Origin of the sequence: Rothia sp. HMSC069C01 (genome assembly GCF_001814655.1) — a bacterium.
GTDB classification, from domain to species: Bacteria; Actinomycetota; Actinomycetes; order Actinomycetales; family Micrococcaceae; genus Rothia; species Rothia dentocariosa.
The window spans coordinates 23,597-44,620 of record NZ_KV817408.1 but is presented as its reverse complement, the minus strand read 5'-3'; the positions used below and the strand labels follow the sequence as shown (position 1 = coordinate 44,620).

Genomic DNA, 21,024 nt, shown 5'->3' with positions numbered 1-21,024 from the left:
CGCAAGTATCTTCGTCACTTCGAGACATGCTTTTGCGTTATGTGTGCAATGAATTGATCCAGTTGTTCCTGGGTATCGCGCACCACAGCGGCGAGCCCGGAGCCTGCGGCCCACGAACCAACCGTGCAGACAGTATCGAGTTCAGCCGCGCGTTCGCGGAAAAGCTGCACCCGCTCGCGGTACCCGGGCGTTGAGAGAGGCAGCACGCCGTTCCAGCGAACCACATCTGCATCCACAAGATTTTGGGCGGTAATGGGCACATCGAGCAGTTTCGAGGCGTCGCGCAAGGCGAGGGTGATCAGCTGGTCTTCGTCAAGAGAAACGTCAGAGAAGGTACTCTGTTCTCCCCCGCGGCCGTAGGAAAGCCGCACCACGTGGCGGTTCTTGCCCGCCTCTTCGGCTACCCACGCCCATTTAGCGGTGGCATGGGTAAGCGCTTTGGCGCGCACGTTTGTCACGGCTTCGGAAACCAGCAGACCCGTACCACGCGGGTTCGAGTTAAGCGCGGGCTGATCGACGACGAGCGTTACGAGAGCAACCTCGGGGCCGGGATCAATATTAGGCAGAGAACTTCCCTTAATATGCGGTCCAAGCAGACGCGCAGCGGTGGAACCATCGGTAGCAATCACCAAATAATCGGCACCCACCGAGGCAGCTTTCTCGCCGTCGCTGCGGCGGCGGATTACCACCCATTCATTGGTGATGGGGTCACGGTCCACCGCAATCACGCCGCATTCGGGAATGTACCGCACGGGTGCGGGCATCTTCTCGATAAGCTGTTCGATCAGCAAGTGCATACCCCCAGAAAGTCCGGCGACTTGCGAACCTGCGGGTGCTTGAGCCCGTATCGCGGCTGAAGCGGCAGCTAGGGACTTATACTTTTTCAGCCCTTCGCGTAAGCCGGGGATAACGGCATCAATATCGAGCATATCCGGGTGGGTCGAGTACACCCCGGAGACCACGGGCGCAACCAGGTTATCGAGTACTTTTTTACCCATACGGGCACGTACCAGTTCGCCCAGCGTCTTTGCGTTTGCCCCAACCGAAGCAGGCAGAACCTTATCCATGCGAGCGCGGCGCAAACCACTTTTACCGAGCACACCGGCCAAAGATTTATCGGAAAGATCACCGGGAATGCCCATAATTCCAGTACTCGGGGTCTTTCGGGCACCCTGAGGCAGATACAGCCATGAACCGTGGGAGTTGGGATGCACAATCTGGTCGTCTAAACCAAGCTCTTTGACGAGGTTTGTCACGGTTGGGGTTCGGGTCGCATAGGATTCCGCACCGGAATCTAGCACCAAACCGGCGACCTTATGCGCGCCGAGGGCGCCTCCCAGATAATCATTCTGGTCTAGGACGGTCACGTTCACTCCGGCATCGGTAAGACGACGCGCCGCCAACAACCCAGAAATGCCGCCGCCGACTACAATGGCGCTTGGTGCATGATGATTCTTGTGCTGATGTACCATATTCATCCCCGTTAATGTTTCGGTTCTAACTGCCTCTCTTAAGAGTATCCGTTTTATGGGCGTCGAGTGCGTTCGTGAAGATATGTCACTAGATCGGTGAGCACCTGCGGGTCCGTTGTGGGCGGCACCCCGTGCCCCAGGTTCACGATATGGGCGGGGGCGCTCGCCCCGGCGGCGAGTACCTCATCCGCGTGAGCATATAGAGTCTCACGCCCAGCAGCTAAAAGCGAGGGATCGATATTCCCCTGAAGCGGCACCGCACCGTTGAGCCTGCGGTTCGCCTCATCAAGGGGCAGGCGGTAGTCCACACCGATCACATCGGCACCGGCTTCATGCATGGCGGGCAGCAGCTCGGCGGTTCCGGTACCAAAGTGGATGCGCGGCACCCCAAATTCTTCGACCATGCTCAAGGCGGCGGCAGAGTGTTCCTGCACATACCGGCGGTAGTCAGCTTCACCCAATGAGCCAGCCCAGGAGTCGAAGAGCTGTACGGCGGATGCACCCGCCTCGATCTGAGCCCGCAAAAACTGCCCCGAGGTGCGCGCGGCCCACTGCGCCAACTCGCGCCAGGCAACGGGGTCGGCATGCATCATAGTGCGGGGGCGCAGGTGATCGCGGGAGGGACCACCCTCAACCATATAGGCGGCAACGGTGAAAGGTGCACCCGCAAAACCGATAAGAGGGGTGGAACCGAGCATGTCGACGGTTGCCGCGACTGCCTCACGAATGGGGTCAAGTGCCGCATCGGTCAGTTCGGGCAGGGCACGCACTTCATCAAGCGTGCGCACGGGATGTTCGAGTACGGGACCGCGACCGGGCACAATATCGACATTCACGCCCGCGAGCTTCATGGGGATAACGATATCCGAGAAGAAAATACCGGCATCGACTTTGTGACGGCGCACCGGCTGCACGGTAATCTCGGCGGCAAGTTCGGGTGTCAAACAGGCGTCCAGCATGGGAATTTCCTCGCGCGCCTTGCGATACTCGGGCAGCGAACGCCCCGCTTGGCGCATAAACCAGACCGGACGATACTCAGATGCGCGCCCGGTGAGCGCCTGCAGCATTGGCGAATCGGCGATTTGAGCGGCACGCAGCGGGTGAGATGCGCTCAGGCGCGACAGCTGCGCCTCGGTCAGCAAATCGCGCTGACGATCTCTCGGGTGAGCCCCCACTATAGAGCGCGACTGCTGAGAATCTGCACCATTGGCGGCTCGCTGGGGCTGCTGGATTTCGGTCATACCCTCTAGTCTGACAGGTTTTCGCGCCTGTTTTTATGACACGGTGTCATAAAGTGCCGCTTCATAACCCATGTAAATTTTGGTGTAGGGTTACCTTATTTTTAAACCTGTTTTAGCTATCTCAAAATTTATTTACCCTAAGTTTTTATACACCGATCCTTTGCTGGGCCTTGTTGGGCATAGTTTCGGACCTTTTCACACAAACTCACACTATTGGGAGCCAGCTCACGTTAGGTTACACTCACCGACTAAAAATGTGTTTATGATTATTGTCTAGTGGCTACGTACTCATTTGTTGCATCACACAGGATCATCGATCTCACCACCGTCGCTCTACTGAGCAACGGTGCAGCTGGCATACCCGAGCTTTTTCGTACCGAAACCGCGCAAAACTTGGGCGTCACCGGCACTATTGTGCTGGCAACCTGCAACCGCCTCGAAATTTATGTGCAGCTCTCAGTGGCCGAGCATTTAGGTCCCGTTAGCGATATGCTCTACGCCGAGATTGCACAAAAATCTGAAATCGATGCAGAGCTTATTGCGGGCAGTTTTGAAATCTACGAAAACCTTGAGGCCGCCAAACATCTCTTTACAGTGGCATCAGGGCTGGAGTCCGCCGTGGTCGGCGAGCGCGAAATCGCCGGGCAGGTGCGCCGTGCACTTGCCTACGCCCAAGAAGAAGGGACGGTTCCTGGGGAGCTTGTACAGCTTTTCGAGCATGCGGCGCACACTGCCCGTCAGGTTGGGCAGCACACCACTATCGGATCACAGGGACGCTCAATCGTCTCAGTCGCCCTGGATTTGGCGGATGCGGTCGCTGAGAAAGACTGGAAAACCCGCCGTGCTCTCGTCTTTGGAACGGGTGCCTACGCGGGTGCTACTATTGCAGCCCTGCGTGAACGCGGATGCGAAGACATTTGGGTTAACTCCCGTTCGGGCCGTGCCCCGGAGTTTGCCGCAAAACGCGATGTTCGCGCGGTTCCCAAAGGTGAAACGTATAAGGCCATGGAACAGGCGGATGTGATTGTTGGCTGCTCGGGCGGGTCTGACCCGCTCTCCCCCGCCGAAATTCCACCGGGGCATCATACGATCCTTGATTTGGCGCTCTCCCGAGATTTTGACCCCGCTATTGCGGATCTGCCGCAGGTGGAGCTTATTACCTTAGAGTCAGTGCGCTTGGCAGCCCCCGAAGAAACTGAGGAGGCGGTCGCTACCGCCGAGCGCATCGTCGAGTCTGAGACTCAGGCCTTTGCTGCACGGCAAAAGACCCGCAATATTGATTCGGCGATCGTGGCGCTTCGTTCTCATACTATGGAGGTGCTGGATGAAGAGCTCGATAAGGTACGCAGCCAATTCGGTTGTACAGCCGCCACCGAGCAGCTCGAACTCGCAATGCGCCGCATGGTGAAGTCCCTTTTGCACACCCCCACGATACGCGCGAAACAGCTCGCAACCCAGGGGCGAACCTCCGACTACATTGCGGCGCTCGAAACGCTCTACGGAATCACCATCGACGACCGCTAATTGCGGGATAATCTTCTGCACGCTGCGCTTTATTCCACCGCAGCCCTAAGCCACAGGCGAATCATGCGCGCATCCTTACGGCATCCGCCTGGCAGGCACGGTACACTAAATCCAGAAGAAAACACCGCTGACGGCTTGAAGGGTCATCATGGAAATCAAAATTGGTATTCGTCACATTAGCCGCGAAGTTACGCTCGAAACCAAGGAAAGCGTAGAGACTATCCGCACCAAGGTAGCCGACGCCATTACGAACGGTTCCCTCCTTGAAATCACCGACGATAAGGGAGCAATCACCCTCGTACCCGGTGAGCAGATCGGTTATGTTGAGCTCGGCTCCGAAGAGAAGCGCCGCGTTGGGTTCGGTGTCGGCGCCTAACAGCAGGGGTACACCCAATAATTTTTACGAAGCCCGCATTCATGGTTTTACCGTATGAATGCGGGCTTCGAGCGTTCCTATGGCAGTACGCATACTCGACATATCGACCTGGAAGGGTGCATCTGACGCCAAGACGGGTTAAGATTTAAGGGTTAAGTGGATGCCCGGTCGTTCTTGATATACCAGACACCGCGTCTTTCCGAGAGCCTGAGTTCTTTTACAGCAGGTACATTTTCAAGAGCTCGACTTCGGAACATGAATTTCCCGCGATCGGCTTCCTTCACCTCGCGCAAGCCCGGCGTTGTGAATACACCGTGCTCCCCGCAGTACTCGGGCAGCTACACGGCATAACACCTGTGCACACTCACGCACAGGTACGGGTGCGGCGCAAACCGCCCGATCAGGGCAGGAAGATATGAGATGACCGACGCTCAAAACGCGACGACCGATGAGGCCCAGCCTTCCTCAACACCACAGTCTTCCCCCAAGTCCTTTGCCGATTTTGGGGTTCGCCAAGATATTAGCGATGCACTCGCCGCTGTGGGCATTGTGAGCCCCTTCCCCATCCAGGAAATGACCCTGCCGGTCGCACTCGCCGGGCATGACATTATTGGGCAGGCAAAAACCGGTACCGGTAAAACCCTCGGGTTCGGTCTCCCCACGATTCAGCGTGTGGTGGGCCGTGACGACGATCAGTGGGGTTCACTGCAGAAGCCGGGGGCACCTCAGGCACTTATCTTGGTACCCACCCGCGAGCTTGCAATTCAGGTGGGCAACGATTTAGCGGTAGCCTCTAAACTGCGCAATGCCCGCGTGGCAACCCTGTACGGCGGTGTTCCCTACGAGCCTCAGGTTGAGCAGCTCGCCAAGGGGCTGGAAGTTGTAGTCGGCACTCCCGGGCGCCTGATCGACCTGTACCAGCATGGTGCGCTCACCCTCACCCAGGTTAAGACGGTGGTGTTGGATGAGGCCGATGAGATGCTCGACCTAGGCTTTTTACCTTCCGTCGAAAAAATTATGGGATACCTACCCACCGACCGCCAGACCATGCTGTTCTCCGCGACAATGCCTGGCCCGGTGATCACGATGGCGCGCAAATACATGACTAAGCCCATGCATATTAGCGCGGCAGACCCGGAAGATCACGCCAAGACCAAGGCCTCGATTCGTCAGGTGGTTTACCGCGTGCACCATATGGATAAGGACGAAATGCTCGGTCGCATCCTGCGTGCTCATGGACGCGGACGCACCGTGATCTTTACGAAGACCAAGCGCGATGCCGCGCGCGTTGCCGATGAGCTTATCGCGCGCGGATTCGCCGCCGCTCCCCTGCACGGCGACCTCAACCAGGGCGCTCGCGAGCAGGCTTTGCGTGCTTTCCGCAACGGCAAGGTGGATATTCTGGTGGCGACCGATGTTGCGGCTCGCGGTATTGATGTGGAAGACGTGACCCATGTGATTAACCATCGCGTGCCCGAAGACGAGAAAACCTATCTGCACCGCACCGGGCGTACCGGCCGTGCGGGTCATGAGGGTACCGCCGTAACCTTCGTGGATTGGGAGGATATTGCCCGGTGGCGCCTCATTAATGATGCGCTCGATCTAGGCGTTTCCGACCCCGTAGAAACTTATTCTTCTTCTGAGCATCTGTTCTACGATCTGGATATTCCGCCGGGAACCAAGGGCCGCCTGCCGCGTTCCGAGCAGACTCTTGAAGGTTTGGATGCGGAGCACCTTGATGATTATGGCGACTCGCGCTCTTCGCGGGGCGGTTCCCGTTCCTCTCGGGGCTCGCGTTCGCGCGGTTCTAAACCCCGCGGCTCCCGCGGCGGTTCCCGCAAGGCGAAGTCCGAAAAGCGCGGGGAGGATTCGCCCTCGAAGGATGCCGCACCGAAGCGTGAACGCCGACCGCGTCGTCGTACCCGACGCGTTGAGGGTGAAGCTGTTGAGACGCGCACCGAGAAAACCGCAGGGAAATCCGCCGAGAAAAAATCGGCTAAGAAATCCGGCTCTGCCAAGGATGGCTCGGTCGAGAAAACAGAGTCTAAAGGCTCGTCGCGCCGCCGCAGCCGTCGCCGTTCCGGTAATAAGGGTAATAAAGCAGACTCGACCACAGCCAAGAAAGCGGGTCGCAAAAAGTCTGATGCCGCATCGGGTGAGGAGTAAATAGCGAGTGAGCGAAGCAGTATCCTCCGCCGATACATCTGTGCCCAAACGGTCGGGCACCGGCGATGTTCCAGTTTTCGATCCGAATGGTTCATCGCTGGTGGTTCAGGCCGATAATCTGGCGTATCTGAGCGAGTTGCCAAGTGCCTCGTTCACTGTGATCTACATTGATCCGCCGTTTAACACCGGCAAAACTCAGACCCGGCGTACCCTCAAAACCGCCCCTGCTGCAGACGGCGAAGAACAGGGTAAAGGTAACGGTAATCGTACCGGTTTTCAGGGCAAAAGCTACACGAGTGCCCTGCAAACCCTTGCGAGTTATCACGATGCTTTTGAGGACTACTGGGCGTTCTTAGAGCCGCGTATTAGGCAGGCTCACCGTCTGCTCACAGAGGATGGCACCCTCTACCTGCACCTCGATTGGCGTGAAGTTCACTACGCCAAGGTCATGTGCGACATGATTTTTGGGCGCGATTGTTTTATCAACGAGATCATTTGGGCCTACGACTACGGCGCAAAATCGACAAAGCGCTGGCCCACTAAGCACGACAATATCTTGATGTATGTCAAGAACCCGCAGGAATACTACTTCAATGCGGATGCGGTAGACCGCGAACCCTATATGGCACCCGGTCTGGTGACCGAAGAGAAAGCGGCACGCGGAAAACTCCCCACCGATGTGTGGTGGCATACGATCGTTTCGCCCACGGGTAAGGAAAAGACCGGGTACCCCACGCAAAAGCCGCTGGGTCTGCTCAAGCGGATGATTGCTGCTTCATCACGCCCGGGCGACTGGGTGCTGGATTTCTTCGCTGGTTCCGGTACCACCGGTGCGGCTGCGGCGGCATTGGGGCGCAGGTTCGTGTGCGTGGATCAGAACCCGCCCGCGATTGAGGTTATGGCGAAACGCCTGAACGTGGATGCCGAATCGTTTGCCGACTACCGCGGTGTGCCGCGCGGTGCGGCGGTGCTGTTTACTCCGCATCGTCACGTGGGGGTTCGCGGGGGTACCTCTCGGGATGCGCTCACGGCGGCATCACGGCGCGCACTGGCGGAACAGAGCGAGAAGATTCGGGAGCGTGTGAAGCCTATTGACGGGGCGCACAGCCAGTTTGTGCGGCATCCTTCGACCGATATTTTGGAACGCGAGCTGCGCATCCAGGCCCGCGAAAAACTGCGTAAAGACCGCAAACGCCACGAGCTGACGAAGAAGCGGAAGCAGGTCAAGGAGACGGCGCCGTCTTCATAGCGGACTGACCCGGCGTATGCCGTACACTTTGCTGCATCTTCGTAGGGTTTAACCGTACGATATGCGGCAAAGTGTACGACTTACAGTGATTACTTTAGTTGTCGGCGGCGAGCTTTAGCTGCGAATCTGGGCGCGGATCGCCTCAACAGTTTCGCGGGCAGTGGTATTCTCCCCCAGCTGGTTTGGTTTGCCCGCGCCGTGGTAGTCGCTGGAACCTGTCACTAAAAGCTCACGGTCGCGCGCAAATTCCAGCAGACGCGCACGGTTCGGCTCAGAATTTTCGCGATGGTAGACCTCGATCCCGGCGAGGCCCGCATCCGCCATCTGACCCAGGTATTCAAGCGGCAGCGCAGGCCCACGATTTTCACTCATCGGATGCGCCACCACCGGCACGCCACCCGCCGCGAGCACCAGCCGAGTCGCCTCCAGTGGGTCCATGCTCTCTTGCGGCACATAGTAGGGTGAGCCCGCATAGAGAATACGACCGAACGCCTCCTCACGGCTGGCGACGATTCCGGCGGCAATCAGCGCATCTGCAATATGGGGGCGCCCCACCGATGCATTCTCTTCACCCGTCTGTTCCTGCACATGCTCCCAGGTGAGCGGGTAGTCTGCGGATAGCAGCTCAACGATGCGCCGCGCCCGCCCCGCACGCGAGCACCGAATTTCCTCAACCCGCCGCGCCAACTCGGAGGATTGCGGGTCATACCCGTAGGCCAGCAGATGCACGCTCTTAGTACGCTTTCGCCCATGCTCATCGCGGTACGTGTACCGGCACGAAAACTCGGCACCGGGCAGAAAATCCAGCCCGTACTCCCCCGCCAGCTCGGCCGCCTGCGACCATCCGCACGCGGTGTCATGGTCGGTAAGCGCGAATCCTGTCAGTCCCGCCTTACGAATAAGCGGAATTAATTCGGTGAGCGGCTGAGTACCATCGGAAATTGCGGAGTGAATATGCAGATCGTAACGTTCGGTCATAGTTCTAACTCTAGCGCACCCTACGTTCGCCTCACCCGCGATAGCGCCTTGCTCAAGGCGATTTCCCGCGGAAAATAGCGGCGGTATACCGGCGATTTCTCGCGGCGCGTGGGATAGAATACAACTATGACTGAAAATACGAAGAAGAGCACCGGAGCTCCAACAACAGATCACCGCGATACCCCCAAAGCATCAGCTTTTCAGGAGTTCATCGCATCTAATTGGGAGCCCGCTGCCGATGATGGCTATACCCGCGAACGCGTTGCCGATTTTGCGGCGCAACGTCGTAAGAAGATTTCCCAAAAGTTCCCGGGTGAGCGTCTGGTTCTGCCCGCAGGACCGCTGAAGGTTCGCTCGAACGATTGCGATTACCGTTTCCGCCCGCATTCGGCGTTTGCGCATCAGACCGGGTTGGGTGTTGATCATGAGGCTGACGCCGTACTGGTTTTTGAGCCTGTGGATGAGGGCACCGGTGATAACGGCTCGAACCATGAGGTTACCCTGTATTTCCGTCCGTTGGCTGGCCGTGATACCACGCAGTTTTATGCGGATGCGCGCTACGGCGAGTTCTGGGTTGGTCCGCGCCCCACGCTCAAGGAGTTTTCGGAACGTTATGGTGTGCGGACGAAGGATCTTTCGGAGCTTGAAGTTGCGATCACGAAGAACGCCGGGGCTCAGGCGTTGGGCGGGGTGCGTATTCGACTGGTGCGTGAAGTTGATCCTTCCATTGATGCGCTGGTTGATACTTCCCGGTATAACACGGGCGTTGCGCTGGAGGAATCCGATAAGCTCGATTCCGAGCTGACGGTGGCGCTCTCTGAGGCTCGCCTGATTAAAGATGAAATCGAGGTTGAGAACCTGCAGCGTTCGGTCGATATGACGGTGAAGGGCTTCGAGGAGGTCGTGCGTGAGCTTCCGAAGGCGGTGGCGCATCATCGTGGTGAGCGCGTGGTGGAGACAGCGTTTTTCTCGGTGGCACGTACCGACGGCAACGACCTGGGCTATGACACGATTGCGGCGTGCGGGAATAACGCGACGATTCTGCACTGGATTCGCAATAACGGCACCGTGGATGAGGGCAAGCTGCTGCTGCTGGATGCCGGTGTTGAGGACGATACCCTGTATACCGCCGATGTAACCCGCACGTTCCCGGTGAACGGCAAGTTCACCGAGGTTCAGGCGAAGGTCTATAACGCGGTGTTGGATGCTGCGGATGCAGCGTTCAAGGTCGCTGTGCCGGGTCGTAAGTTCCATGAGATTCACGATGCCGCGATGGAGGTGCTGGCGCATCGTCTGGAGGAGTGGGGACTGCTGCCCGTTTCGGCTGAGGTTTCTTTGACGGTTGAGGGTGGTCAGCATCGCCGGTGGATGCCGCACGGCACCAGCCACCATTTGGGTTTGGATGTGCACGACTGCGCGCAGGCGAAGGCGGAGCTGTACACCGGCGCAACTTTGGAGCCGGGCATGGTCTTCACGATTGAACCCGCGCTGTACTTCAAGGATGAGGATTTGTCTGTTCCTGAGGAGTACCGCGGCATCGGTATCCGCTTGGAAGATGACGTGCTGTGCACCGAGGACGGCAATGTAAACCTCTCGGCGGCACTGCCCCGCACGGTTGAAGAGATTGAAGCGTGGATGGCGAAGCTCGCCCAGTAGTCTCTTACTTTCACAGACGGAAAGTCCCCGCAATCAGTACAGTACTGGCTGCAGGGACTTTTTCGTTGTGTCAGATGCCTCTGTGGCGTTGGACGCTAGTCTTCCTTGACTCCCTTGGGCTTAGGAGTCTCACGAGTTGGAGCTTGCCGGATAGTTTTGGCATATTCTTCCGGATCGTCAATGCGCAGACCGAACCGCTGTGCCGCTTGCGTCTGAGACTTGTGCTCGCGGGTGTCGGCGGCGGGCGAAGACTGCTCAGAAGAGTCGTTGGGCTGGGTTTGCGGCGCGGCAGTTTGTGATGCAGCGGCTTGTGTCGCTTGGGAATCCCCACCGGCTGGGCTTTGCCACGGAATCTCCTGTGCCGCTGTACCCTGTTGTCCGCCCGCATCCGCTTGCTCGGGATTCGGGTTCTTGGCAGCGCTATCGCGGTTTTCGGTGTAGCCACCTTGCTGATCCGTCACAGTCGACGGGGTGCTCGGAGCCTGCGAAGATTCACCGGCAGACGTTGGTGTATAAGAGACATAGGGGCTGGCGGCATGGGGCAAGCCGGTACCTGCACTCGGCGTTCCCGAGGATGCCGAAGCTACCGCCTTCTGAAACAGCGGGTTCGCCGAGAGGATGCGCCGCGCCTCCGAAGAATAATCACTCAGGGCGTAGACTATGGTGCGTTCCGGGACTGCCTCGCCGCGCATCGGGTAGCGACCGGAACCGCCGCGGCGAAGCTCAAAAATTTTCCAGACCACGAAAACCGCAACAGCGATCGGCACGGCTGACGAGGCGGCAGCCCAGAAGTTCGTGCCCGCGGTGGAAACTAACGCTGAGTAGAACAGGCCCGCAAGAATACCCTGGATAAGAGCGACCAGAAGCGGACGGCCGTACCCCTGCTGGGTGGGGTATTCGACCTGTTTGAGTCCTTCGTTCACCAGGTAAAGCGCAGTGATAGGGTAGTTCGCGGCGGCAAGCACATCAAAAGCGGCGAAGGCTTCTTCACGGCGGCTGAAGGCTGCCACGGGTTCACCCTGAGGCATAAGCTGCCCGTTAGCCTGCGCCAGGCGAGACGCTAAATAAGAAGACGGGGGCATATTGGGAGGCATCTGAGTCATGCCCTATATTTTACCGGCAGAGGGCCTGCAGGCGGCGGGATATTTGCGATGGGCTTAGTTCCCCACGCATAGAAAAATTTTGCGCATCGGTTAGGGTCTGCGACCCCACACCGGTCATGACTCGCAGCGTGCCTAAAGCACTGGTGAAGTGCGTATTCGGGGTTCACAGCGTACCCTAGATAGAGTGAGCAATACTAAATTCAGCGCCCCCAGCAAAATTTATATCGCCCGCCTGCTCGGTCTTGATGTCTTCGACCCCTTCGGTGATCGCCTCGGTCGCCTGCGTGATGTGGTCGTACTCAAGCGCGGTTTTGGCGCGGCGCTGGCGGCTGGTGCTCACCTGCGCAAAGGCAGCGAACCCGTGGTCGTGGGCATCATTATTGAGGTGCTCGGCAAAAAGCGTGTCTTCATGCCAATGACTCGTGTGCGCAGCATCGACGCCTCACAAATTATTTCAACCGGGCTCGTGAATCTGCGCCGCTTTGAACAGCGCAACTCCGAGACTCTGGTTGTGGGCGAACTTTTCGACCGCCGTGTGCGCCTGCTCGACGGCAGCGGGGATGCCGTGATCGAAGACGTCGCCATTGAACAGCGCCGCAACGGTGATTGGGGCGTGACCGAACTTTTCGTATCCCGTGTGAGCAGTTCCAGCGGGTGGCGCCGCCGCTCCAAAGAAACCCTGGTGGTGGACTGGGACCAGGCGATGCTCTCCACCGAGCTGGAGCCGCAGGCCGCGACCGCGTTCGTGGCGAACCACGAAAATTCTAAACCTGCCGACCTTGCCGATGCGATCCACGAGATGAACGATAAACGCATGGTCGAAATCGCGGCGGAGCTGCAGGATGAGCGCCTGGCGGACGTGCTTCAAGAGCTACCTGAAGAGGACCAGGTACAAATTCTTTCCTACCTAGCAGACGAACGCGCCGCGCAGGTTCTTGAAGAGATGGAACCGGATGACGCCGCCGACCTCCTGATTGAGCTCGACGACGTGCAGCGTGAAAAGCTGCTGGAACTCATGGAACCGGATGAGGCAGACGATGTGCGCCGCCTGCTCGAATATGACGAGGGCACCGCCGGTTCGCTCATGAACCCGGTACCGATTATCCTCTCCCCCGAAGCCACAGTTGCCGAGGCGCTGGCGCATATTCGTGCCGAAGAAATCTCGCCCGCGATGGCCGCCGCAGTTTTGGTGGCCCGGCCGCCCCTCGAAACGCCGACCGGCAAATATTTGGGGCTGGTGCATATGCAGCAGCTTTTGCGGGTGCCGCCGAGCGAATCGATTGGCCACATTCTAGACACAGACACCGAACCGGTCTCTGACCAGGCAAGTCTTGCGGAATTAGCGCGCGTACTCGCCGCCTACGACTTGACCATTATCCCCATCGTGAACGAATCTCACCGCCTGGTCGGTGCGGTCACGATTGACGACGTACTCGATGCGCTCCTGCCCGAAGACTGGCGCACATTCGACGACGGAACCCCCGTACGAAAGGTAGGGCGACGCTTTGTCTGATCAGAACCGCCGCAACGAAAACCTGAAGCACGAGGAAAATCCGAGGATCGATAAAGCGCGCATCCTCAAAGACCGTCTCGAAAAGAAATACGCCGAACGCAGCCGCGACACCCGGGAAACCAGCAGGAGCGGGAACCGCGCTGAGTCTCAACTGAGCACCCCGGCAGAGCGCAAGAACAAGCTTTTTGCGTACAACCCGAACCCGGACGCTTTCGGACGTATGACTGAGGCGTTCGCCCGGTACATGGGTACGCCTCAATTTTTGCTGTGGATGACCGTCTTCTGTGGAGTGTGGCTGGGCTGGAATACGCTCGCCCCCGAAGAGCTGCAGTTCGACCCGCGAAGCCTCAACTTCACTCTGCTCACCCTGATGCTCTCATTGCAGGCATCCTACGCCGCTCCCCTGCTGCTGTTGGCGCAGAACCGGCAGGATGACCGCGACCGCGTGGTTGCCTCCGAGGACCGCAAACGCGATCAGCAAAACCTTGAGGAGACACAGTATTTGACGCGCGAGATCGCTTCGCTGCGCATCGCCCTGCGCGAGGTTGCCACCCGCGACTTCGTGCGCAGCGAGCTTCGGGATATTTTGGAAGAGCTGAAATCTATTCAAGAAGAGCAGGAACGCCAAGCCGAACAGCTGCAGGATATTGGCGACGATATCGAAGAACTTGAAGATGCGGACGGGGAAGAAAACGCCGAGGCTGAGAGTCACACTGCTAATACCGAAAATTCTCCTGACACCAAGGCACCAACGGCGCATAAAGGCGAACGACCCACATCCTAAAGCGTGTTCTGCAACCCAGTTAAGCTCTTAAGCTCGCAGAACACCAGCCTAGACAAATAATGCGCAAACGCGCATGATAGTAGCACCGCAGCCAACCATCTACGCGGCGGTGTTTTTATCGCCCGGTGCGGCATCGTCACCGCGACGATATATACCCTCTTATGAACGCGCTGAGGAGATACCATGAGTAGCCCTAACGCCACACCGCACGATCGTTCCCGCGAAAACGAACCGGCGCCCGATAATCCCCTGGAGGATGCGCTCTGGGCGGCGCTCGCGCGAGTGGAAGACCCCGAGTTGCGCCGTCCTATCACCGAACTTGGCATGGTGGAATATGCCCGGGTTCTCGCCGAAGAAGACAACCCGCAGCGGCACTATGCCCAGGTGAAAGTTCTGCTGACCATTGAGGGATGCCCGCTCAAGAACACAATCGACGCCCAAGTGCGCGAGGCGGCTGCCGCCGTCACCGGTATCGATCGCGTGCAGCTTGAGCTTGGTGCTATGAACTCCGAACAGCGCGGCGCCCTCAAATCCCGGCTCAAGCCCGAACGCACCAATCCCTTTACCGCGCCCGGATCGCTCACCCGCATCTTCGGGGTGGTTTCCGGTAAGGGAGGCGTGGGGAAATCCTCCATGACCGCAAATCTCGCGGCGGCGTTTGCTTCGCGGGGTCTTGCCGTCGGCATTATCGACGCGGATGTGCACGGCTTCTCGATCCCGGGACTCATGGGCATTACGGAAGCCCCCACCCGACTGGATGACCTCATTATTCCCCCGACCGTAGACGTTCCTGCCTCGGTACGGGGTAAAGACGATACGGGCGGGCACGAGTTGGCGGCTGGCGCATCCGGCGGTTTTGTGAAAGTTATTTCGATTGGCATGTTTCTCAAAGATAATCAGCCCGTCGCCTGGCGCGGGCCGATGCTGCACCGGGCGCTTGAACAGTTCATTCTTGACGTCCACTTTGGCGCGCTCGATGTTCTGCTGCTTGATCTTCCCCCGGGTACTGGCGATATTGCGATCTCAATGGCACAGCTGCTTCCCAACGCCGAGTTGATTCTGGTCTCCACCCCGCAGCATGCGGCGGTGGATGTCGCCGAACGTGCCGGTACCCTCAGCCTGCAGACACAGCAAAAGGTGGTGGGCGTAATCGAGAATATGGCGGCGATGACTCTACCTGACGGCACTGTGTTAGAGATGTTCGGTTCAGGCGGCGGCGAACATCTGGCGAAACGTCTGACCGAGGCGCTGGACTATTCGGTGCCGCTGCTCGGTTCGGTTCCTCTTGATGTTGCCCTGCGTACCGGCGGTGATGAGGGTATGCCCGTGGTGTGGGGCTACCCGGAGTCAGCAACTTCTATAGAAATTAAGAATATTGCTGCACAGCTTTTGCACCGCAAGGATTCCCTGGCGGGCAAGCCGCTGTCGCTAATCGTGTAGAGTTTCTCGGATAGCTCGCAGAAGAGCTCACAAGAATATAAGTATGCTGGGCATCGAGATTCGTATTCTCGATGCCCAGCATACTTATGCGCAACCAAACGCCTCAGGGTTTAGGACAAGAGCGTACCGGGAACCACCCACCCAAACACTCAGAGGGCAAAAGCATTAGGGTATATTCAAGTCCCCCGGACCGTGACTATGCCACAGCCAACCTACCCATATCAGCTGTAAAACAAGCCCGAAGAACACCAAAAGCCAGCGATACGCCCTTGAGTCTTTTCCGTAGCTTATGAGCACGAGTGCATGTGGGAAAAGAGGCAACAGAATACGGAATGTTGAGGTCTGCGGAAGCCAGAAGACACCCAGATAAACCATATAGGCAGCACACCAGATCAGCATGACGGGATGCAGCAGAGAGCGGGTGCTACGCGAAAAAATCCAGCAGAAATAGGCGAAGAAGCCTACGGCAACCAGCAGGGCAACACCCCACATGTTCCACTGTGGCAAATAGGTATTCAGGTTGGTAACCCACTGCACCACATAGTGCTGCCCATCATCGACGGTACGCCCGCTCCAGCCTATTTCAGTGGCAAGATAAGCGTCTATTCGCCCGGTCGCAATTGCTGCGTGAAGCGCATGCCCCAGCGCGAAGAAACACACGATCAAGGCGCTGATAAGGTGCAGGGATCGTGCCGCGAACGCGCCCATCAAGGCTTGCCCGGCGCTGAGGGGCGAAGGTCCACCAGCCGCGCGGCGAACACGGTATTCGGAGGTCACACAATACAGCCACCATATACCCGCGAGCGCGCCGAGGGGCACGCCGACGGGTCGGGATTGCGTGGCGAGGAAGGCCACCGGTATAGCCCAAAGGTACCGGTCGTATGCCAAAAGTAGGATAAACAGGGCGATCGCGAAAATGGTCAGAGACTCCGCATACCCGGTTCCAAAAATAACCGCTGGCCCGCAAAAAACATAGGCGGCAACCGACCATAGTGCCAGGGAACGATGCGGTGATTCCTGGCTCGCACGAATCTCGAATACTCCGTGCTCACGCCAGTTGAGACATCCCACGAAGAGCAGATAGATGACCCATGCGAGGGCAAAGCTCACCACTACGCTGAGCATCACGGTGCTGAGGGCAAAAGGAATACCTGTGGTATCGGCTATGAACCCTGCAATAGTAGGTTGGGCCGGAAGGAAAGCCCACGTATTATGCCCAACAACTCCGTTATCGTATACGGGTAGTTGGATGGGGTATCCGTTCTTGTAAATCCGTTCATACCATTCGGCGTCCCACCACCCCAAATATTCAAGAAGGGTGGGCACATGGCCGTCGCCCTTTTTCTGCTGACCGGCAACCTGCTGCATACCGACGATCCAGAAAACGATAAACCCCCATAGGCGGCTGGGTGCCCAAATACTCAGCACCTGAGCCCAGGCTGGTAACGCAACAAAACGATGCGCCACCCGGTGCAGAGCAGCAGTCGCGGAAGTACCGAGGGAGTCGAAAAAGGAGAAGCCGCCGGTATGTAAGGTAAAACGAGTGGGATTAAAACGTTCTGCCCTGCGCGGGTTTAGCGGTGAAATGGGGTCCCGTGGTTTTTCCGCCTCACCATACGTGGGGCTATCAAGGCTTTCGCTCATCGGCGTATTCTCCTGGGCGGTGCGGTGTTTCGGAAGTTAGGTGATGTTTTTGCTGAAGATTTATGTTTCTCAAGGCTTTATCTATGTGACTGTCGCTAGAGCTTCGCACATAGTAAATCCCCTGCCGTAGGGCTAGGGGATCTTCCATAGAATCTAAGCCTTGTTTAGGTCGCTTCCGTATCGTAGGGAGCGTAGGCACCGCGCGGCAGCCGGTTTAGATTTGATGCGGCGGGCTTGTTCGCTTCGGAGCGTTCTTTAGCTTCACGTGCCCGTTCTGCATCGTCTTCCGCGAAGGCTTCGCGCACAATAACGCGGGGATCATATTGACGGGGGTCATACTGACGCCAGTTGATCTCGTTGAGTGTTGCATCCCCCAGCGTATCTTTAAACTCGTCTCGGGCGTCGAAGGCCATTCGACGAACTGTTTTGATGAGTTCCTTGATTTGGCGCACGTATTCGGGCATGCGTTCGGGGCCGATCACGAAGAACGTGAGAACGGCTAAGACGACGAACTCAGTGCCACTAATACCAAACACAAGATATAGAGTACCAGCATCTTGAGTGCGACGGGAATTGCCACGAAGGCTTTTATGAGGTGTTTCGCACTGAGCCGCACGGTTTTATCGTCTATATGTGATGCGCATCCCGCCGTAAGCTCTCGCCGGGATGCGCCTGGGTATAGCGTTCGGTTTAGGGCGGGTAGTCCCCGCCGCCCGGTAGTTGCTTCCAATGCCACAGCCAGCCCACCCAGACAAGCTGCAGAAGGGCCCCGGAACCAATCAGCAGCCACCGGTAGGCGCGCGAAGAGGATATCGCCACGATGGGAAGCATGAGTGGAAAGAGGGGCAGAAGCAGCCGGAAAGTTGAAGACTGTGGGTTGAGGAAAATCAGTAGATAGGCGCCATAGCATGCGCACCAGAGGATGATGGGACTTGCGAGAACCCGTTTCACGAGCGGACTTGCCAGAAAGGCTGCATACCCCACGATCAGGAGCGGGAACAGGAGGATCGTGAAGTACCCGAAGTATGCTATACCCTGAGAAATCCAGGGTGCCACGGGTGCAAGATCGCCCTGGCGCCAGGCGGTTTCGGTGGCGGTGTAAGCATCAATACGACCGGTTATTTGCCAGGCGTAGATTGGCCAAATGAGCGCGCAGAAGCAGATGAAAAGGGCACTGCCAAGCTGCGGCAGGCTGCGTAAGAAAACGCTCTCGAATCCTTCTTGGTCTTCGCCACGCTGACGGCGCTGCTGCTGTGCCTTAGCCTCTGTAATCAGGCAGGCGAACCACCATAGCCCGGCGGTGGCACCCAAGGGTACTCCAACCGGGCGGGACAGGCATGCCAGGAGCGCGACGGGCATCATGAGCAGATACTGCTTGCGCATCATCAGCAGTAGAACCCAAACGAGAAATACGAGGTTTAAGGATTCGGCATAGGGCACTTGCAGCACCGGGGCAACCGGCAGAAATGCTACCGCCGCAACCGCCCAGAGCGCCAGATTGTGCCGTGAGGTTTTTACATCCTTCTGGTCTTCGGTGCTCGACGCTGCCTCAGATACTTTTTCGCCATGCGATTGGTCTCGGTAACCCACAATATTCAGGCTCGTGGTGAAGAGCAGGTAGATAACCCATGCGGCAGCGAACCCAGCCAAGAGCGCCACTGTAGCCGCTACCGGATAGTAACCGATCCCTGTGATCCGGTTAATACCGCCAGCGATCAGGGGGAATAGCGGGTAAAAGGCCCAGGGATTTTGCGCCACCGCTCCAGTGGAATCATAGGGCAGCTTACTCGGGTATCCGGATTGCGCTATCTGCCCGTACCAGCTGGAATCCCAGGTGCTAATGAAGGGAAGGTACCCCAGATGCTGGCCCCAGGGACCAAGCAGCTGTTGGTTGCCAACCACAGAAAAAATAATGAATCCCCAGACGCGGCTGAAAGCGTAAACGAGCATGACTTGCAGCCAAGCGGGAAGTCTTAGAAAGGCATCGCCCATGCGGCGCAAACGCTCCCCCGATGCTATATACAACCATGTGATATCGGCATTGAGGGTGGAGGTTTTTGAGGGGTTTTTATCCTCATCGCGGTTGGATGTGCTGGCAGGTTTAGCCTGTGCCGCCGGTTTGTTCGCTGAGCTCCAGGGAATAGAGGGCACGGTAGTGTGCTGTTTGGGAGTTTTGTCAGAGGGATTGTTCATCGGGAATGTTGGGGTAGAACCGGTGATGAGGTCAAGGTACTTTCGTCGCTTACGGACTCCCGAGGTGCCGTTTTATCCGCGAACACGTCTAGTCCATCCCGAGCGATATAGGTCGCTAACTTCTTGCCGGGGTATAGTCGCTGGCTGGTGAGGCCAAAAGTTCCCAGCAGGGTGAGGATCAGAACCACCACCGCCAGAAGCGTGATCAGGATGTTCATGGGATACCTTTTCGGTTCATGTTCGGTTTACTGGTCCTATGAGCCCTCAGATACGCCTGCCCTAGGAAACACGCGCATTTCTTAAGGCGTACCCAAAGTAGCTGCTGACCGCCGTTGCCTGCATACAATAACGCATCCAGCGGGTAAGCGGTGCATCGCGACTCATAGATTTACTCTATCTGTTCAGTCTAGCCTACCTGCCCGGCTGGCACAGATATTAAAGTGCGTATTTGTATCGGTGTGGGGTTTATCGGCTAGTCTTCGTCGACTTCGGTATGCAGCCAAAAAAGCAGATCGGTGTAGCAGCGGGTAAGCGCGCTGAAGCTCACGTGCTCGTTGTCGGTGTGAGCGAGGAGCGCATCGCCAGGACCAAAATTCACCGCGGGAATACCGATCTCGCTGAGCCGCGCCACGTCTGTCCACCCGTATTTGGGTTTGGGTTCCTGCCCGACAGCCGCGATGAGTGATGCCGCCAGCGGGGTATCTAATCCGGGCCGCGCCGCCGGAGAAAGGTCTACGAAGTCGAGTTCATAGCCGTCGAAAAGCTCAGTGACGTGTGCTTTTGCCTCATCCAGGGTCTTATTCGGGGCAAACCGGTAGTTAATGTGCAGGGCGGCAGCATCGGGAATAACGTTCCCGGCGACTCCTCCGGAAACCTGCACGGCGTTGAGTCCTTCACGGTACGCAAGCCCTTCAACCTCGTAGGTTTGCGGTTCGTAATCTTCCAGAACACGCAGCGCCCCAGCGAGCTTGTGGATCGCGTTTTCACCCTTCCAGGCACGCCCGGAGTGCGCCGCGAGCCCGGCGGTACGCAGGTAGAAGCGCATCGTACCGTTGCATCCGCCCTCAATAGTGCCATCGGTGGGTTCCAAGAGCACACCAAAATCAGCGTCAGTCAGAAGCTCACCGTGGTTGCGAATGAGCCGCGCCATGCCCGAAAGTTCGCTGGCGACTTCCTCATGGTCGTAGAACACATAGGTGAGGTTGTAGTCGGTATCGTGCTCACCCAGTTCTGCCGCCAATTTGAGCTGCACCGCAACGCCGCCCTTCATATCGGTGGCACCGCGCCCATAGAGAATCCAGTCCCCGTTATCTTCAACGATGCTTGCGGGTACGGTTCCGAGCGATCCCGCAACCGTGGGCAGAGGTACGGTATCCAGGTGACCAGCCAGCAGAATGCGCGTGCGTTCTTCACCGTTGCGGGGGCCAAATTCGGTACGGGCTATCATGGCGTCACCATCACGGGTGAGATGCAGATGCGGATATGCGCTGAGAGCCTCATAGACGGCGTCTGCAATAGTTTTTTCTTCCCCGGAGACCGAATAAATATCAAGGAGCGTGCGGGTGAGTTCGGGCATCGAAACGTTCAGATCAAGCGAAGTGGTCATCAAGGGGTCTTCCGTGGTTGCGCAACAGTCTTCGTGTTCAACCCTAGCATTTCAACCCGTGGGAGGCCGCGCGTTTTCC

At 57.8% G+C, this 21,024-nt stretch carries 17 protein-coding genes; 8 read left to right on the top strand and 9 right to left on the bottom strand.

Annotated features, from left to right (window positions below):
• Positions 1-14 precede the first annotated feature (14 nt).
• Together hemG and hemE are read right to left on the bottom strand one after the other, a co-directional pair.
• Positions 15-1,478 carry a protoporphyrinogen oxidase gene (gene hemG / locus HMPREF2981_RS07020; protein WP_070661900.1) on the bottom strand — a complete coding sequence of 488 codons (1,464 nt, stop codon included), beginning with the start codon at positions 1,476-1,478 and terminating at the stop codon, positions 15-17.
• Positions 1,479-1,525: 47 nt separating this feature from the next.
• Positions 1,526-2,713 carry a uroporphyrinogen decarboxylase gene (gene hemE / locus HMPREF2981_RS07015; RefSeq protein ID WP_070661898.1) on the bottom strand — a complete coding sequence of 396 codons (1,188 nt, stop codon included), beginning with the start codon at positions 2,711-2,713 and terminating at the stop codon, positions 1,526-1,528.
• A 276-nt stretch (positions 2,714-2,989) separates the two neighbouring features.
• Between hemE and HMPREF2981_RS07010 the strand changes: the two genes are divergently transcribed.
• The 4 genes from HMPREF2981_RS07010 (at position 2,990) to HMPREF2981_RS06995 (ending at position 8,028) form a co-directional block, all read left to right on the top strand.
• The gene (locus HMPREF2981_RS07010; protein WP_070661895.1) at positions 2,990-4,237 is read left to right on the top strand and encodes a glutamyl-tRNA reductase; all 1,248 of its coding nucleotides are present in this window, start codon (positions 2,990-2,992) and stop codon (positions 4,235-4,237) included.
• 148 nt (positions 4,238-4,385) lie between these two features.
• Positions 4,386-4,613 (top strand): DUF3107 domain-containing protein, encoded by a 228-nt coding sequence (locus HMPREF2981_RS07005; RefSeq protein ID WP_070661892.1) that lies wholly within the window; start codon positions 4,386-4,388, stop codon positions 4,611-4,613.
• A 420-nt stretch (positions 4,614-5,033) separates the two neighbouring features.
• Positions 5,034-6,779, top strand: a complete 1,746-nt coding sequence (locus HMPREF2981_RS07000; protein WP_048779405.1) for a DEAD/DEAH box helicase — start codon at positions 5,034-5,036, stop codon at positions 6,777-6,779.
• A 7-nt stretch (positions 6,780-6,786) separates the two neighbouring features.
• A complete protein-coding gene (locus tag HMPREF2981_RS06995; protein WP_238382288.1) occupies positions 6,787-8,028 on the top strand; it encodes a DNA-methyltransferase in 1,242 nt (413 codons plus the stop codon).
• A 114-nt stretch (positions 8,029-8,142) separates the two neighbouring features.
• Here HMPREF2981_RS06995 and HMPREF2981_RS06990 read toward each other — a convergent pair whose 3' ends face one another.
• The gene (locus HMPREF2981_RS06990; protein ID WP_004005106.1) at positions 8,143-9,006 is read right to left on the bottom strand and encodes a PHP domain-containing protein; all 864 of its coding nucleotides are present in this window, start codon (positions 9,004-9,006) and stop codon (positions 8,143-8,145) included.
• A gap of 126 nt (positions 9,007-9,132) precedes the next feature.
• On the opposite strand from HMPREF2981_RS06990, the gene HMPREF2981_RS06985 reads away from it, so the two are divergent.
• Positions 9,133-10,662 (top strand): aminopeptidase P family protein, encoded by a 1,530-nt coding sequence (locus HMPREF2981_RS06985; RefSeq protein WP_004005107.1) that lies wholly within the window; start codon positions 9,133-9,135, stop codon positions 10,660-10,662.
• 95 nt (positions 10,663-10,757) lie between these two features.
• Here the strand turns inward: HMPREF2981_RS06985 and HMPREF2981_RS06980 are convergent, their stop codons facing one another.
• Positions 10,758-11,765, bottom strand: coding sequence for a hypothetical protein (locus HMPREF2981_RS06980; RefSeq protein ID WP_004005108.1), 1,008 nt, complete (start codon positions 11,763-11,765; stop codon positions 10,758-10,760).
• A 184-nt stretch (positions 11,766-11,949) separates the two neighbouring features.
• On the opposite strand from HMPREF2981_RS06980, the gene HMPREF2981_RS06975 reads away from it, so the two are divergent.
• From HMPREF2981_RS06975 to HMPREF2981_RS06965, 3 genes are all read left to right on the top strand, one after another.
• Positions 11,950-13,278 carry a magnesium transporter MgtE N-terminal domain-containing protein gene (locus tag HMPREF2981_RS06975; protein WP_004005110.1) on the top strand — a complete coding sequence of 443 codons (1,329 nt, stop codon included), beginning with the start codon at positions 11,950-11,952 and terminating at the stop codon, positions 13,276-13,278.
• Positions 13,271-14,062 carry a DUF1003 domain-containing protein gene (locus HMPREF2981_RS06970; RefSeq protein WP_004005114.1) on the top strand — a complete coding sequence of 264 codons (792 nt, stop codon included), beginning with the start codon at positions 13,271-13,273 and terminating at the stop codon, positions 14,060-14,062. The genes HMPREF2981_RS06975 and HMPREF2981_RS06970 overlap by 8 nt, the downstream gene beginning before the upstream one ends.
• 183 nt (positions 14,063-14,245) lie before the next feature.
• On the top strand, positions 14,246-15,502 hold the full coding sequence (locus tag HMPREF2981_RS06965; protein WP_050749218.1) for a P-loop NTPase: 1,257 nt from the start codon (positions 14,246-14,248) through the stop codon (positions 15,500-15,502).
• Between the two features lie 165 nt (positions 15,503-15,667).
• On the opposite strand, the gene HMPREF2981_RS06960 is transcribed toward HMPREF2981_RS06965, so the two are convergent.
• From HMPREF2981_RS06960 to dapE, 5 genes are all read right to left on the bottom strand, one after another.
• Positions 15,668-17,146, bottom strand: a complete 1,479-nt coding sequence (locus HMPREF2981_RS06960) for a hypothetical protein (RefSeq protein ID WP_004005116.1) — start codon at positions 17,144-17,146, stop codon at positions 15,668-15,670.
• 164 nt (positions 17,147-17,310) lie between these two features.
• Complete coding sequence (locus HMPREF2981_RS06955) at positions 17,311-17,682, bottom strand: twin-arginine translocase TatA/TatE family subunit (RefSeq protein ID WP_004005117.1); 372 nt, start codon at positions 17,680-17,682, stop codon at positions 17,311-17,313.
• Between the two features lie 154 nt (positions 17,683-17,836).
• Entirely contained in the window at positions 17,837-19,339 is a 1,503-nt protein-coding gene (locus HMPREF2981_RS06950; RefSeq protein ID WP_070661889.1) for a hypothetical protein, read from the bottom strand.
• Positions 19,336-19,557 (bottom strand): hypothetical protein, encoded by a 222-nt coding sequence (locus HMPREF2981_RS06945; RefSeq protein WP_004005119.1) that lies wholly within the window; start codon positions 19,555-19,557, stop codon positions 19,336-19,338. The genes HMPREF2981_RS06950 and HMPREF2981_RS06945 overlap by 4 nt, the downstream gene beginning before the upstream one ends.
• 254 nt (positions 19,558-19,811) lie before the next feature.
• Positions 19,812-20,945, bottom strand: coding sequence for a succinyl-diaminopimelate desuccinylase (gene dapE / locus HMPREF2981_RS06940; RefSeq protein ID WP_004005120.1), 1,134 nt, complete (start codon positions 20,943-20,945; stop codon positions 19,812-19,814).
• Between the last annotated feature and the right edge of the window lie 79 nt (positions 20,946-21,024).